Below are 16,423 nucleotides of genomic sequence, written 5' to 3'. Positions count from 1 at the left end.
AATCCCTGCCGAAGCCAAATCCTGACGCCGCTACGTTACTTGTTCGTAACCATGCCCGAAAATGCGACAAACGGGTACGAATAGCGAAACAAGGCTCTAAGGAATAGTGAGTTATCCATAACTCATGCGAAAAATCAGGTTACGGAAAAAGATTGCGCCGTTCCTCCCCGTTTTGCGTACCAACACCGGACTCTTCACCAACTAATTTTGAAACCCAAAAATTAAGGACAATGAAGAGTACATTTTCAGTAATCTACTACCTCAAGCGTCAGGTAGTGAAAAAGGACGGGACAGTTCCCGTCATGGGACGCATCACGGTGGACGGCAGCCAGACACAGTTCAGCTGCAAACTGACTGTCGATCCGAAACTGTGGGACACCAAAGGTGGACGTGTCACGGGCAGAAGCACGGCGGCACTCGAAACGAACCGTATGCTTGACAAGATGCGGGTACGCATCAACAGGCATTATCAGGAAATCATGGAGCGTGACAACTTCGTCACGGCGGAGAAGGTGAAGAACGCCTTTCTCGGACTGGAACACCGCTACCACACGCTGATGCAGGTGTTCCGCCAGCACAACGAGGACTACGAGAAGCAGGTGGAGGCAGGCATGAAAGCCAAAGGCACGCTGCTGAAGTACCGCACCGTTTACAAGCACATGCAAGAGTTCCTCGACATCCGCTACCATGTGAAGGACATCGCCCTAAAAGAGCTTACCCCGGCTTTCATCTCCGACTTCGAGATGTTCCTGCGCACGGACAAGCACTGCTGCACCAATACCGTGTGGCTGTACGTCTGCCCGTTACGGACGATGGTATTCATCGCCATCAACAACGAGTGGCTGACGCGCGACCCGTTCCGCGAGTATGAAATCAAGAAGGAGGAAACAACACGCAGTTTCCTGACCAAAGATGAGATCCGCCTGCTGATGGAGGGGAAACTGAAAAACGCCAAACAGGAATTGTACCGCGACCTCTACCTGTTCTGCGCCTTCACGGGGCTGTCGTTCGCGGATATGCGCAACCTTACGGAAGAGAATATCCGCACCTACTTCGACGAACACGAGTGGATAAACATCAACCGCCAGAAAACGGGCGTGGTGTCCAACATCCGCCTGCTCGACATCGCCAACCGCATAATCGGCAAATACCGGGGACTGTGCGGGGACGGCAGGATATTTCCCGTTCCGCATTATAACACGTGCCTTGCCGGTATCCGTGCCGTCGCCAAGCGTTGCGGCATCACCAAGCATATCACGTGGCATCAGAGCCGCCACACGGCAGCCACGACGATATTCCTCTCCAACGGTGTTCCCATCGAAACGGTCAGCTCCATGCTCGGACACAAGAGCATAAAGACGACGCAGATTTACGCAAAGATAACCAAAGAGAAGCTCAATCAGGACATGGAGAACCTTGCCGCAAGATTGAACGGCGTCGAGGAATTTGCAGGTTGCACCATCTAAAAAGAAAAGCCATGAAACGTGACACAATCATCATCGAGGACAAGGCAGTCAGCGTAACCGGTAACGACGTGTGGATGACCGCCACCGAAATAGCCGGATTGTTCCATACGACCGTCCCGGCAGTGAACGCCGCCATCAGAGCCGTCCGCAAGTCGGACGTGCTGAACGACTACGAGGTGTGCCGCTACATGCAGCTTGAAAACGGGCTGCACGCGGACGTGTACGCCCTTGAAATCATCATCCCGGTCGCTTTCAGGGTGAATACCTACAACACCCACCTGTTCCGCACATGGCTGGTGGGAAAGGCACTCTCACAAGAGAAACGGCAGACATACGTGATGTTCATACAGAACGGAAAAGCCGGGTATTGCTGATTGCACATACCCCATAAGACAAGTAAACGGGTAGCACCACAAAAGGTGTCACCCGTTTACTTTTTCATGAAACCGCCTCACTCCAGCGGCTTGCGGTAGTTCGCTTCCAGTACCCCGCGCAGCCCCGTTTCCGGGTAAAGCACCTTCCCTCCCAAAAGTATGAAGGGCAACACGCGGTTGTTGCGGTATTCCTGCAAGGTGCGCCGGCTCACACGGAGCAGTTCCGACACCTCGCCGTCCGTCAGGTAACGTTCCCCGTCCAGCGGAGGACGGTAGCTTTCCAGAAATGCGGACAGCCATTTCGAGCCTTTGCGCATATCCTGCACCACAGAGGCTATCGGCTCGTCTTCCATCGTAAAAACATCGTTGTTCTCGTTCATCATAACTTCGGATTCAGTGGGTGAATAAATCAAATCATCTGCCGTGCGGATAGAGCGTGCCGACAAGCGGTATCAGCCGCTTCACCTCCTCTGGCTTGTAATAGAACCTGCGGTTTATCTGCGAGTAGCCGATAAGCCGCCTGTCACGCAGCGTCTGCAACGTGCGCGGGCTTATTCTCAACTGCCCGCAGACCTCCTCGCCCGTGAGCCATCTTTCCATGCGCCCCGTGTCGCTTTTGCGCCTCAGGGCGGCGACCTTCTCCGAGAGTGCGCCGAATGCCGCCACCATCATCTCGAAAGTCTTTTTCTCGATAGATACTATTTCCATATTCATGTCATTTAGAGTTTGCCGCAAAGGTAACGAAACGGCATACAAGACGTATCGTTTTCCGCTGAAAGGCTGCCTGTTGCGCCGTTTGACCGGGTTACGGAGCCATCTTCCGCAAAAATCTTACGTGAGTCACGTAGTGAGTTGTTAAAGCCCCTTTTGTTTATTGCCGAATTTTGTCGCAGAAACAAAAAGAAAGGACTGAACATGAAAGTGATAACAATGGAAAGTTCCGCCTACAAGGAGATGATGGCGCAGATTGCGAACATCGCAGGGTACATCCGCGAGGCAAGGGACGAGAAGAAACGGAAGCGGGAAACCGAAGACAAGCTGCTTGACACGGCACAGGCGGCGAAGATGCTCAACGTGAGCAAGCGCACCATGCAGCGTATGCGCACCGACCACCGTATCGAGTATGTGGTGGTACGCGGAAGCTGCCGCTACCGCCTTTCCGAGATACTGCGGCTATTGGAGGACAACACAGTAAGGAACGAGGAAGGGACAATAGACACCCTGTTCCACAACCACACGCTGCGCACGGGCGGCAAACCAAAAGGAAGGAGGACATAGGTCATGGAACTGCTCACACGAAACAACTTCGAGGGCTGGATGCAGAAGCTGATGGAACGGCTCGACCGTCAGGACGAACTGCTGCTGGCGATGAAGGCTGAGGGGAAACAGCCCACTATCACGGAAAGCATCCGCCTTTTCGACAATCAGGATTTGTGCATGTTGCTCCAGATAAGCAAACGCACCCTCCAACGCTACCGCAGCGTAGGCGCATTGCCCTACAAGACGCTGGGCAAGAAGACCTATTACAGCGAGGAGGACGTGCTGACATTCCTTTCCAACCATATCAAGGACTTCAAAAAGGAAGATATAGCCTTCTACAAGGCTCGTATCCATAATTTCTTTCATAAATAACCCATTAAAACATTTTTCAGATGGCAAAGAAAAAAGACGAAAAGGACGTGCTGGTAGTCCGTGACGAGAAGACAGGCGAGATCAGCGTGGTAGCCGGGCTGAACGCGGACGGCACACCCAAGCGCACCCCCGCAAAAGCGGAGAACGCGCAGAGTTTCCTGCAATTCGACCGACATGGCGACGTGCTGGACAACTTCTTCAAGAACTTCTTCCGGCAGTGCAAGGAACCCAGCCGCTTCGGTTTCTACCGCATTGCGGCAGACCAAGCTGAAAATCTCTTAGAGGTGATGAAGCAACTGCTGAAAGACCCCGAAGCGAACAAGGAGCTGCTCGCCCCTCACAAGGTGGACACCTCCGACTATGAGAAGAAGGTGCAGGAAGAGATGGCAGCACAACAGACAGAGAAACAAGAACCTCAAAAACAGGAGAACATGGAACAACGGAAAGAACAGCAACAGGACAAATCCGAACAGATGCAGGGCAAACGTGGCTACCAGCCCATCGACGAGAGTAAAATCAACTGGCAGGAGCTGGAGGACAGATGGGGCGTAAAGCGGGACAACCTTGAAAAGTCCGGCGACCTTACGAAGATGCTCAACTATGGCAAGTCCGACTTGGTAAAGGTCAAACCGACCTTCGGCGGCGAATCATTCGAGCTGGACGCCCGCCTCTCCTTCAAGAAGGACGGTGAGGGAAACATCAGCCTCGTGCCGCACTTCATCCGCAAGGAGCAGAAGCTGGATGAGTACAAGGAACACAAATTCTCCGACAATGACCGGAAGAACCTCCGCGAAACGGGCAATCTCGGTAGGGTCGTGGACATTGTGGACAGGGAAACGGGCGAGATCATCCCCTCCTACATCAGCATCGACCGCAAGACGAATGAAATCACGGACATTCCGGCAAGCAGGGTGCGCATCCCGGAGCGCATCGGCAAGACGGAAATCACCACGCAGGAGCGGGACATGCTCCGCGCCGGACTGCCCGTACGCGACAAGCTCATCGAGCGCAACGACGGCAGAAAGTTCGTCACCACCCTGCAAGTGAACGTGGAGCAGCGCGGCGTGGAGTTCGTGCCGGGAACCGGCAAGTCGCCCCGTACCGCACAGACACAGGAAACCAAAGGCGACACATCGAAAAGTCAGGCGCAGGGCGGGGAAAATGCCGCACAGACCAAGAAGGAGCAACGCCGCAACACGTGGACGAACGAGGACGGCAGCATCCGCCCCATCAGCAAATGGAGCGGCGTGAGCTTCACCGACCAGCAGAAAGCCGACTATGTGGCGGGTAAAGCCGTGAAGCTGGAGAACGTGACCGACAAGCAGGGCTTCCATGCCACGATGTATATCAAGTTCAACCCGGAGAAGGGACGCCCGTACCGCTACGACACGAACCCTGACAATGCACAGCAGGTTGCTCCGTCCAACGAGAGCCGCACGCAGGTGGCGGTGAACAACGATGGCAAGACCAACGAGGCTACAAAGAATCTGAGAGAGCCGTTGCAGAAAGGTCAGACCAACCCGAAGGACGCCCGCCAGCAACAGCAGCAGGAGAAGCCGCAGAAGAAAACGGGCAAGGGCATGAAAATGTAATCCCGTGTCCGCCACTGAATCCAAAATAAAATCCAAAGTATCAACAAAAAAGAAGAAGACATGAAGACAATCATTGCAGAAAAGCCCTCCGTGGCACGTGAAATCGCCCGCATCGTGGGCGCGACAAAGAGAGAGGAAGGATATTTCGAGGGAGGCGGTTATGCCGTGACATGGGCATTCGGACACCTCGTTCAGCTTGCCATGCCCGACGGCTACGGCGTGCGCGGATTTGTCCGTGACAACCTCCCGATTATTCCCGACACATTCACGCTCGTCCCCCGTCAGGTCAGGACGGAGAAAGGTTACAAGCCCGACAGCGGCGTGGTGTCGCAGATAAAAGTCATCAAAAGACTGTTCGACACAAGCGAACATATCATCGTGGCGACCGATGCCGGACGCGAGGGAGAGCTTATCTTCCGCTACCTCTACCACTATACGGGTTGCACCACTCCTTTCGTGCGCCTGTGGATCAGCTCTCTCACCGACAAAGCTATCCGCGAGGGACTGCGGAAACTCGAAGACGGCAGCAAATACGACAACCTCTACCTCGCCGCCAAAGCGCGGAGCGAATCCGACTGGCTCGTGGGCATCAACGGCACACAGGCGTTATCCATCGCCGCCGGACACGGCACGTATTCCGTGGGGCGGGTGCAGACACCAACGTTGGCTATGGTATGTGAACGCTACTGGGAGAACCGCCGCTTTACGTCCGAAGCATTCTGGCAGCTCCATATCGCAACGGACGGTTGCGACGGCGAAGTCGTGAAATTCTCATCCTCCGAGAAATGGAAAGAGAAAGAACCGGCGATGGAACTATATAATAAGGTAAAGGCGGCAGGTTGCGCCACTGTCACGAAAGCCGAGCGCAAGGAGAAGACGGAGGAAACTCCCTTGCTCTACGACCTGACCACGCTCCAGAAAGAAGCCAACGCCAAGCACGGCTTCACGGCGGAACAGACGCTTGAAATCGCGCAGAAACTCTACGAAAAGAAGTTGATAACCTATCCGAGAACGGGAAGCCGCTACATCCCCGAAGACGTGTTTGCCGAAATTCCCAAACTGCTCGCTTTCATCGGCACACAGCCCGAATGGAAAGACAAGGTGCGGGCAAAAGCCGCCCCGACACGCCGCAGCGTGGACGACGGCAAGGTGACAGACCACCATGCCCTGCTCGTCACGGGTGAGAAACCGCTCTTCCTCTCCAAAGAGGACAATACCATCTATCAGATGATTGCCGGGCGCATGGTCGAGGCATTCTCTGAGAAATGCGTCAAGGATGTGACCACTGTCACGGCGGAATGTGCCGGAGTGGAGTTTACCGTAAAAGGCAGCGTCGTGAAGCAAACCGGATGGCGTGCCGTCTATGGCGAGGAAAAAGAGGAAATTACCATCCCCGGCTGGCAGGAAGGCGACACGCTGACACCGAAAGGCTCGTCCATTACCGAAGGAAAGACCAAACCCAAGCCGCTGCATACCGAAGCCACCCTGCTCTCGGCAATGGAAACGGCGGGCAAGGAAATTGAGGACGACGCACTGCGGCAGGCGATGAAGGACTGTGGCATCGGTACTCCCGCCACACGCGCCTCCATCATCGAAACGCTTTTCAAGCGCGGTTACATGGAACGCTGCAAGAAGTCGCTTGTTCCCACCGAAAAAGGACTTGCCCTCAATTCCGTCGTCAAGACGATGCGCATCGCCGATGTTGCCATGACGGGCGAATGGGAAAAGGAGCTGGCGCGTATCGAGCGCGGGGAACTGTCCGACGACACCTTCCGCAAGGAGATAGAGGCGTACACACGTGAGATAACCTCCGAACTGATCTCGTGCGACAAGCTCTTCGGCAGCCGTGACTCCGGCTGCGCGTGTCCCAAGTGTGGCACGGGCAGGATGCGGTTCTACGGCAAGGTGGTACGCTGCGACAACACGGAGTGCGGACTGCCCGTGTTCCGGCTGAAAGCGGGACGCACCCTGTCCGACGATGAAATCAAAGACCTGCTCACCGAAGGGCATACCAAGCTGCTCAAAGGGTTCAAGAGCAAACAGGGCAAGAGTTTCGATGCTGTTGTCGCCTTTGACGGGGAATATAACACGACTTTTGTGTTCCCGGAGGCTAAAAAGGACAAGAAATTTTCAGGACGGAAGAAATAGTATTAACTTTGCCACTTGTTCAGAGTAATGAATTGTTCTTCGATACCGGATTACACTCATACTTTGGATTTAGTGGTGGCACTCGGAGGGATACCGAGTGCCTTTTTCTTCCTTTTTCCAACCGATTATCCCGTTAATTATCAATCCGCTAAATCCAAAGTAATGAACAACAAGAAGAAAAACGAGGGTCAGACCGACTTTTCCTATTACGGTCTGTACCTGCTGGACTATCTCCGCACGAACAAGTTTGAACAGGCTGACGACACCGCTTTCATACGGGAACGGGCCGACCGTGCCGCCGAAACGTATGAGAGGGCACGGCTTGAAGGCTATCCCGCCGATGGTGCGCAGGAACTGGCGATGGACACGCTGCTGCGCGGGCTGCATTATTCCCGTTACGCCATCCTCCGCGAAGTCGTGGAAAACGAGTTTGCCGATGAAGTGCCGGAAGAGAAGCGTGAAGCCTTTGTCCTGAAACTGCTGCCGCTTGTCGGCAACGTGTTCTCCGTCTATGACCTCTCGGATGACAATTTCGCCCTGTCTTCCGATTACGACCTGCTCTACACGGAGCTGACGGGAGCAACCGTCCTTTACTTAGACGAATATGGCGTTTAACCGCAAACAGAAACTGCGGGACAACATCGAGGCGATACGGACGGCATTCATCCTTGACAGGGAAAATAGGACAGCGACAACCGAAGAGCGTGCCATACTTCAAAGGTACTGCGGTTTCGGCGGTCTGAAATGTATCCTCAACCCTGCAAAGGAACTGACGGATGCCGTCCGGTGGGCGAAATCCGACCTCGAACTGTTCGCCCCGACGGTGGAGCTGCACAGGCTTATCCGTGAGAACAGCAAGGACGAAACAGAGTACAAGCGGTTTGTGGATTCGCTGAAAGCGTCCGTGCTGACCGCTTTCTACACCCCCAAAGAGATAACCGACACCATCGCGGACGTGCTGGCAGATTACAGCGTCCGCCCCGCCCGTATGCTCGAACCGTCGGCAGGTGTCGGCGTGTTCGTGGATTCCATGCTGCGGCACAGCCCCAATGCGGATGTGATGGCTTTCGAGAAGGATCTGCTCACGGGTACAATCTTGAGGCATCTCTATCCCGACCAGAAAATGCGCACCTGCGGTTTTGAGAAAATCGAAAGACCGTTCAACAATTATTTCGACTTGGCGGTGTCCAACATTCCGTTCGGTGACATTGCCGTGTTCGACGCGGAGTTTCAGCGGAGCGACTCTTTCGGCAGACGCTCCGCCCAGAAAACCATCCACAACTATTTCTTTCTCAAAGGACTGGATGCCGTGCGTGACGGCGGTATCGTGGCGTTCATCACCTCGCAAGGGGTATTGAATAGCACCAAGACCTCCGTGCGTAACGAGCTGTTCAGTCAGGCCAATCTGGTATCCGCGATACGCCTGCCCAACAACCTGTTCACGGACAACGCGGGCACGGAGGTGGGCAGTGACCTGATTGTCCTGCAAAAGAACCTCAGCAAGAAGGAAATGTCGCAGGACGAGCGGCTGATGACCGTGATACAGACGGACACGAAAACCGCCCTGACCGACAACGCCTATTTCATCCACCACCCGGAACGCATCGTGCATACGATGGCGAAACTTGACACAGACCCCTACGGGAAGCCCGCTATGGTTTATCTGCACGAGGGCAAGGCAGCAGGCATCGCCGGGGATTTGCGCCGTATGCTCGACGAGGATTTCCATTACAGGCTTGCCATGCGCTTGTATTCGGGTTCAATCCGGCAGGCAGGAACGGAAGAAAAAGTTGCCGTTCAAAATAAAGTAGAGCGTCCTGCCATAAAATTGGAAACAGTATCCTCGGCGCAGACGGTGGAAACTCCGACAGAAAAGCCGCAACCCGCAGATGAAAAGCCGGAGATAGAACCGCGCCCGCAATATTCCGCAGGCGTGCAGCTCACCCTGCTTGACCTCTGGGGGATGACGGAAGAGGTCAGCCAACCGAAAACCTCCAAAAAGAAAAAGACGGTGAAAAAGGCAGTTACGGCAAAGTCCACTCCGCCCAAACCGAAAGTCACGGTTACACCGACAGCTCCAACTGCAAAACCCGCAATGGAGAATAAGGAGGTGAAAGCGGAGAACACCGCCAAGCCTGCCGACCCGGACGACATCTATGCCACACTGGACTGGGATACCAATCCTCCCATCAACGGTTTCTATGAAATGATGATGGGTTTGACGCCGGAGCGTAGGAAAGAACTTCGGGAACTGGCAAGGCAGCATAAAGAGAAACAAGTGGCGGAAAAGACGGAAGTGAAAGCCGTGCCGGAAACTTCCCGTGAGCAGCCACGACAGGAGGAAACACAGCCGGAGGCAGTCGCCGCACCTGCCGTTACAGATACCCCATCGGAAGCGGTGGGGACTTTCCTTTTCCCCGACATCGAAGCGGAAAAGCCGAAGGAGGAAGTCGTGGACCTTTCTCCGCGTGCCTACCACCGCACGCCGGAGATGCACCTGCGCGAAGGGTCGCTGGTGGCTGACCGGGGGCGTCATAACATCGGCTACCTGAAAGACATCACGCCATACGGGGCGACATTCCAGCCGCTCGACCTGAAAGGATACCAGAAGGAAAAGGCGTTGTTGTATGTGTCGCTGCGTGACGCCTACGAGCGTCTGTACCGTTATGAATCGCTCCGGCGCGAGGCAAATGTTCCGTGGCGAGAGCATCTGAATACCTGTTACGATGAGTTTGTCATGCGCTACGGCAACCTCAACGCCAAGCAGAACGTGAAGTTAGTGATGATGGATGCGGGCGGGCGCGACATCCTTTCGCTGGAACGGATGGAAAACGGAAAGTTCGTCAAGGCGGACATCTTCGAGCATCCTGTTTCCTTCGCGGTGGAGAGCCATGCCAACGTAGGCTCTCCCGAAGAAGCCCTGTCTGCGTCGCTCAACAAATATGGTACGGTCAATCTCGACTATATGCGGGAGATAACCGACAGCACGGCGGAGGATTTGCTCACTGCCCTGCAAGGGCGCATCTACTACAATCCGCTCGTGACCGGTTACGAAATCAAAGACCGTTTCATCGCCGGAAATGTCATAGAGAAAGCGGAACGCATAGAGGCATGGATGGGTGACAATCCCGAAAATGAGCGTATGCCGGAGGTGAAGCAGGCGTTGGAGGCTCTGAAAGATGCCGAGCCGCAGCGCATCGCCTTCGAGGATCTGGACTTCAATTTCGGGGAACGCTGGATTCCGACGGGTGTCTATGCCGCCTACATGAGCCGGCTGTTCGACACGGAGGTGAAAATCGCCTATTCCGCAAGCATGGACGAGTTTTCGGTGGTGTGCGGCTACCGCACCATGAAAATCACGGACGAGTTTCTGGTGAAGGGGTATTACCGGAACTATGACGGTATGCACCTCCTAAAACACGCCCTGCACAACACCTGCCCTGACATGATGAAGTCCATCGGCAAGGACGAGCATGGCAACGACATCAAGATGCGCGACAGCGAGGGAATACAACTCGCCAACGCCAAGATTGACGAGATACGAAACGGCTTCTCCGAATGGCTCGAAGAGCAGTCGCCGCAGTTCAAGGAGCGGCTTGTGACGATGTATAACCGCAAGTTCAACTGTTTCGTGCGCCCGCGCTACGACGGCTCCCATCAGACCTTTCCCGACCTCAACCTGAAAGGGCTGGCAAGCCGGGGTATCAAGAGCGTCTATCCCTCACAGATGGATTGCGTCTGGATGTTGAAACAGAACGGCGGCGGAATTTGCGACCACGAGGTGCTGCGCCCATAAGGGCATATAGTAAATGTAGGCTTAGCAACCTACCCGGCAAGGGTTTTCAACGCCGGTCATTAGCCAACTTATCCACTTAGCCGAAAGGCGGTGGGGAGTGTCGCATGTTGGAAACGGCATAAGTCAGCTAACTATCATGCTGCTACTGAATGTCTAAATGAAATGATAGATATGAGGATGAAGACTATACTGTTTGAACGACAGTCCGAGTTGTTAGTTGGTAAACCCCGACGGAAGATAGTTACAAACGTCGGGCTGCAATACTTCTACTTTCCTACCTCAAGTACGAGAGCCGAAAACCGATTGCAGAACAGCCGCAATAAGCGGAAAAGGACGAAAATCGCATCCGACAATCTATTGAGCTATGTTACTATATGTCTAAATGGGGATTGTCTAAGTAGGAATGCCGAAAGGCTATGGGGTTTGCCCCCTGAATATCCTATATGACAACAGAGTCTCCGTAGTAGTCCGAGCAAGGGAAAGCCTTGTACATGGCGAAGGGAGACAGTGAGTTATTATTTAATATGTTTAACGAATGATGTGTGAGACATTATGAGAGATTCAGCAAATGTATTAAACAGTCTGGCTGGGCACAGCCAAGACCCTAATTACAAGTTTGAACGGCTTTACCGACTGCTGTTCAATGAAAATCTGTACGCACTTGCCTATCAAAAGTTGTCGCAGAATGCGGGCAACTATACGAAAGGCACAGACGGGCAGACCATAGACGGAATGAGCATAAAGCACATTCACTCTATCATTGGACAGTTGAAAGACGAAAGTTACCGTCCGTGCCCTGCACGGAGAATTTACATTCCCAAAAAGAATGGCAAGCAACGTCCTTTAGGCATACCAGCCTTTAAGGACAAACTTGTACAGGAAGTTGTAAGGATGATTCTTGAATCCATCTACGAAGGTCATTTTGAAGACTGCTCGCATGGATTCAGACCACACCGTGGCTGTCATACGGCTATGGCTTCCTTACAAAAGGGAGGTACGGGAGCACGTTGGTTCATCGAGGGAGACATCAAGGGTTTCTTTGACAACATCAACCATGATGTTTTAATCGGAATCCTTGCTGAAAGAATCAATGACGAGCGTTTCCTGCGACTGATACGTAAATTCCTCAAAGCAGGCTACATGGAACAATGGGAGTACAAAAATTCCTATATCGGAACACCGCAGGGAGGCATAATAAGTCCGATTTTGGCGAATATTTATCTTGACAAACTCGATAAATTTATGCGGAACTACATAAACGTCTTCAATAAAGGTAAAGCACGTGTACGCAACCCCGAATATAAAAGGGTTGCAAATCGTAAGGACAAACGTGTAAAGAAACTGAAGAATGAAACAGACGAGCAGAAGAAAGAAGCATTGCGCAGGGAGATAGCCATTCTCCACCGTGAGATGCAACAACTTCCTGCAACTCTTGACATGGACGAAAACTTCAAACGCATGAGGTATGTACGCTATGCCGATGATTTTCTGATTTGCGTAATCGGAAGTAAAGAGGACTGTGTAAAAGCAAAGGGGGACATTAAGACCTTTCTGCAAGATACGTTGAAACTCGAACTTTCGGATGAAAAGACGTTAATCACCAACTCACACGACGCAGCCAAATTTCTCGGCTTTGATGTTACAGTCCGCAGTACGGACAAGACGAGAAAGGATTTCAGAGGAATCCCCATACGCTCACTTGACCATAAAGTGGTTCTTCTCCTGCCTTATGAGGTTATGAGAAAGAAACTGCTTGACTATAATGCGATGCGCATAATAATCAAGAATGGCAAGGAAGCATGGGAATCGACCTCACGCCCGTATCTCCGTAGTAATGATGACCTTGAAATACTCAACCGATACAATTCGGAAATTCGGGGAATCTATAACTACTACTGTATTGCAAACAATGTCAACATTCTCAATAGTTTCTATTACTACATGAAAGAGAGTATGTATAAAACATTATCATCCAAGTATGAATCAACCGTAAGGAAAATAATCCGTAAATATTGCCGGAATAAAGTCTTTACAGTAAGGTATGAAAACAACAAGGGCGAAATGTTGGAACGTACTATTTATCATGGAGGGTTCAAGCAGAGAAAAGACGCGCGTATTGACAATGCGCATATCATGCCCAGTTATCGCGGGACTGAAAGTACCAGCCTTATGGCTCGGTTGAAAGCCCGTGAATGTGAATATTGCGGAGCGGAGGACAACCTTAGAATGGTGCATGTCCGCAAGCTAAAAGACCTGAAAGGCAAACAGGAGTGGGAACGCTTCATGATTGCCAGACAGAGAAAAACAATAGCAGTATGTGAAAATTGTTATCGTAAGATTCATGAAAAGAAATAGACTGAAAATAACCATGGAGAGCCGTATACATGGAGACGTGTACGTACGGTTCGGTGGCGAGCGTTTAGAAACCTACCGTCCGAAAGGACGGCAAGGCGCTTTGCGCTTAGCCTGTGGAACCGGCAAGACGCTGATAATGTGCATAGCGGCACATGAGATGAAGCGTCTGAACTTGGCGCACAAGCCGATGATTATTAGGCTGAAATCGTATGTGGCGGAGAATGCCGCCACCTATCAGGCGGCATATCCCAATGCGAGGATTCTCTACGCTTCTGAAAAGGATTTCTCGACCGCCAACCGCGTGCGTTTTTTCAACAACATCAAAAATAACGATTACGATTGCGTCATCATGTCGCACGACCAGTTCGGCAAGATACCGCAGTCACCGGAGTTGCAGCAGCGCATCCTGCAGGCGGAGCTTGATACGGTGGAGGAAAACCTCGAAGTCTTGCGGCAGCAGGGCAAGAACGTGTCGCGGGCGATGCTGAAAGGGCTGGAGAAGCGCAAGCACAACCTTGTGGCGAAGCTGGAGAAGGTGGAACACGCTATCAAGTCCCGCACGGATGATGTGGTGGACTTCAAGCAGATGGGCATCGACCACATCTTCATTGACGAGAGTCACCAGTTCAAGAACTTGACTTTCAACACCCGTCATGACCGTGTGGCGGGATTGGGAAACTCGGAAGGAAGCCAGAAGGCCCTGAATATGCTCTTTGCCATCCGTACCATACAGGAACGCACGGGCAAGGACTTGGGGGCTACGTTCCTTTCGGGCACGACCATTTCCAACAGTCTGACGGAACTGTACCTGCTCTTCAAATACCTGCGCCCCAACGAACTGGAACGGCAGGACATCCGCTGTTTCGATGCTTGGGCTGCCATCTTCGCCAAAAAGACGACCGATTTTGAGTTCAACGTAACGAACAATATCGTTCAGAAGGAGCGTTTCCGCTACTTCATCAAAGTGCCGGAGCTTGCCGCCTTCTATAATGAAATCACGGACTACCGCACGGCGGAGGATGTGGGCGTTGACCGTCCTGCCAAGAACGAGATACTGCACCATATACCGCCCACGCCGGAACAGGAGGACTTCATACAGAAACTGATGCAGTTCGCCAAGACGGGCGATGCCACCTTGTTGGGCAGGCTGCCGCTTTCGGAAACGGAAGAAAAGGCGAAGATGCTCATCGCCACGGACTATGCCCGGAAAATGGCACTCGACATGCGCATGATAGACCCGAATTACGAAGATCATCCCGACAACAAAGCGAGTCACTGTGCCAAGATGATCGCGGAGTATTATCAAAAATACGACGCCCAGAAAGGCACGCAGTTCGTTTTCTCTGATTTGGGGACATACCAGCCGGGCGACGGGTGGAACGTCTATTCGGAAATCAAGCGCAAACTGACGGAGGACTACGGTATACCGCCAAGCGAGGTGCGCTTCATTCAGGAGTGCAAGACCGACAAGGCGCGGAAGGCGGTGATAGACGCCATGAACGCCGGGACGGTGCGTGTGCTGTTCGGCTCTACCTCTATGCTCGGAACGGGTGTGAACGCCCAGAAACGGTGTGTGGCTATCCATCATCTCGATACGCCGTGGCGACCGTCCGACTTGCAACAGCGTGACGGACGCGGAGTTAGGGCAGGTAATGAGATTGCCAAACATTTCGCCGGGAACAACGTGGATGTAATCATCTACGCGGTGGAGAAGTCACTGGACAGCTACAAGTTCAACCTCCTGCACTGCAAGCAGACTTTCATAAGCCAGCTCAAAAGCGGTGCGATGGGTGCGCGTACCATCGACGAGGGGGCAATGGACGAAAAATCGGGCATGAATTTCTCGGAATACATGGCGTTGCTCTCCGGCAATACCGACCTGTTGGACAAGGCGAAACTGGAAAAGCGGATCGCATCGCTCGAAGGGGAACGCAAGTCGTTCAACAAGGGCAAGCGTGATTCGGAGTTCAAGCTGGAGTCAAAGACCGGCGAGTTGCGCAACAACACGGCTTTCATAGATGCCATGACGGAGGACTGGAACCGCTTCCTGTCGGTGGTGCAGACCGACAAGGAGGGCAACCGCCTTAATATAATAAAGGTGGACGGAGTGGATTCCGCCGATGAGAAGGTCATCGGAAAGCGTTTGCAGGAGATAGCCAAGAATGCCACGACCGGAGGGTTGTACACGCAGGTCGGTGAACTTTACGGTTTTCCGATAAAGGTGGTGAGCGAAAGGATACTCAAAGAGGGATTGGAGTTCACCGACAACCGCTTCGTGGTCGAGGGGAACTACAAGTACACCTACAACAACGGGCATCTGGCGATGGCTGACCCGTTGGCCGCCGCCCGCAACTTCCTCAACGCGATGGAGAGGATACCCTCCATCATCGACCAGTACAAGGCGAAGAACGAGGTGCTGGAGATGGAGATACCGCAGTTACAGGAGATAGCGGGTAAGGTGTGGAAGAAGGAGGACGAGCTGAAGCAGTTGAAGTCCGAACTTGCCGCCCTTGACCGAAAAATTCAGCTGGAGCTTGCGCCACCCACGCCCGAAGTCGCAGAAAAGGAGAATGAAGGGCAACAGCTCAAGCCGGAAGCGGAAGATGTGAGGAACAGGCAGGCGCAATATCCCGAAAATGCACCGCCGCAGATACGCAGTCCGGCGGATAGTATCGTTGCCAACCATGTCATAATCGGGCGTCCGGGACTGTATGCCAAGGAGGAAACCCGGTCCAAAGGATTGAAAATATAACCTAAGGAATTTTATCTGAAGTATTAATAAGGGCTATCCCAAAAGGTCTAAAAGTAAATTTTATCCTTTCTGCAAGTATCTATAGGATGGCAACTGCATTTTTTTCTTTTTGGGCAGCCCTTATTAAAATTTATTCTTATTTTAGGTTATATACATTCATGTCCATTTATGTAAAAAATTCCTGCTGACCTTGTTTATGTCTTGTCAGTCACCATTTGCAAAACCATATTTGACCCTCAAAGAGGCTGAATTTGATAAGTAACTTGCTACATACTCATAATAAGGAGCTAAATAGAACACGAATGGGA

General features: G+C 52.6%; 10 protein-coding genes and 2 pseudogenes. 10 read left to right on the top strand and 2 right to left on the bottom strand.

Annotation, left to right across the window (positions count from 1 at the left end; translation table 11 throughout):
- Window positions 1-230: 230 nt before the first annotated feature.
- Both EJL04_RS00665 and EJL04_RS00660 read left to right on the top strand, forming a co-directional pair.
- Complete coding sequence (locus EJL04_RS00665; RefSeq protein WP_004291422.1) at window positions 231-1,466, top strand: site-specific integrase; 1,236 nt, start codon at window positions 231-233, stop codon at window positions 1,464-1,466.
- An 11-nt stretch (window positions 1,467-1,477) separates the two neighbouring features.
- Entirely contained in the window at window positions 1,478-1,840 is a 363-nt protein-coding gene (locus EJL04_RS00660; protein ID WP_004291423.1) for a hypothetical protein, read from the top strand.
- A 77-nt stretch (window positions 1,841-1,917) separates the two neighbouring features.
- Here the strand turns inward: EJL04_RS00660 and EJL04_RS00655 are convergent, their stop codons facing one another.
- Both EJL04_RS00655 and EJL04_RS00650 read right to left on the bottom strand, forming a co-directional pair.
- Window positions 1,918-2,223 (bottom strand): helix-turn-helix domain-containing protein, encoded by a 306-nt coding sequence (locus EJL04_RS00655; RefSeq protein ID WP_004291424.1) that lies wholly within the window; start codon window positions 2,221-2,223, stop codon window positions 1,918-1,920.
- A 31-nt stretch (window positions 2,224-2,254) separates the two neighbouring features.
- The gene (locus EJL04_RS00650; protein ID WP_004291426.1) at window positions 2,255-2,554 is read right to left on the bottom strand and encodes a helix-turn-helix domain-containing protein; all 300 of its coding nucleotides are present in this window, start codon (window positions 2,552-2,554) and stop codon (window positions 2,255-2,257) included.
- A 138-nt stretch (window positions 2,555-2,692) separates the two neighbouring features.
- Here EJL04_RS00650 and EJL04_RS00640 point away from each other — a divergent pair, with 138 nt between their 5' ends.
- The 8 genes and pseudogenes from EJL04_RS00640 to EJL04_RS00600 all read left to right on the top strand — a co-directional run.
- A complete protein-coding gene (locus EJL04_RS00640; RefSeq protein ID WP_004291432.1) occupies window positions 2,693-3,118 on the top strand; it encodes a helix-turn-helix domain-containing protein in 426 nt (141 codons plus the stop codon).
- 3 nt (window positions 3,119-3,121) lie between these two features.
- Window positions 3,122-3,472, top strand: a complete 351-nt coding sequence (locus EJL04_RS00635; RefSeq protein WP_004291454.1) for a helix-turn-helix domain-containing protein — start codon at window positions 3,122-3,124, stop codon at window positions 3,470-3,472.
- Window positions 3,473-3,492: 20 nt separating this feature from the next.
- Entirely contained in the window at window positions 3,493-5,064 is a 1,572-nt protein-coding gene (locus EJL04_RS00630) for a DUF3945 domain-containing protein (RefSeq protein WP_004291455.1), read from the top strand.
- Window positions 5,065-5,124: 60 nt separating this feature from the next.
- Window positions 5,125-7,212 (top strand): type IA DNA topoisomerase, encoded by a 2,088-nt coding sequence (locus tag EJL04_RS00625; RefSeq protein WP_004291456.1) that lies wholly within the window; start codon window positions 5,125-5,127, stop codon window positions 7,210-7,212.
- A gap of 162 nt (window positions 7,213-7,374) precedes the next feature.
- A complete protein-coding gene (locus EJL04_RS00620; protein WP_004304266.1) occupies window positions 7,375-7,827 on the top strand; it encodes a DUF1896 domain-containing protein in 453 nt (150 codons plus the stop codon).
- Window positions 7,817-10,996 (top strand): annotated as a pseudogene (locus EJL04_RS00615) (N-6 DNA methylase); the annotation flags it as partial. The gene EJL04_RS00620 and the pseudogene EJL04_RS00615, both read left to right, overlap by 11 nt.
- A gap of 564 nt (window positions 10,997-11,560) precedes the next feature.
- A complete protein-coding gene (locus tag EJL04_RS00605) occupies window positions 11,561-13,363 on the top strand; it encodes a reverse transcriptase domain-containing protein (RefSeq protein WP_008646012.1) in 1,803 nt (600 codons plus the stop codon).
- Window positions 13,364-13,478: 115 nt separating this feature from the next.
- Window positions 13,479-16,115 (top strand): annotated as a pseudogene (locus tag EJL04_RS00600) (helicase-related protein); the annotation flags it as partial.
- Window positions 16,116-16,423: the final 308 nt, after the last annotated feature.

It is taken from the genome of Prevotella marseillensis (genome assembly GCF_900625065.1).
Lineage (GTDB): Bacteria > Bacteroidota > Bacteroidia > Bacteroidales > Bacteroidaceae > Prevotella > Prevotella rara.
Note: the sequence above shows the minus strand (reverse complement) of the source record. Positions and strands in the feature narration are given on the sequence as shown.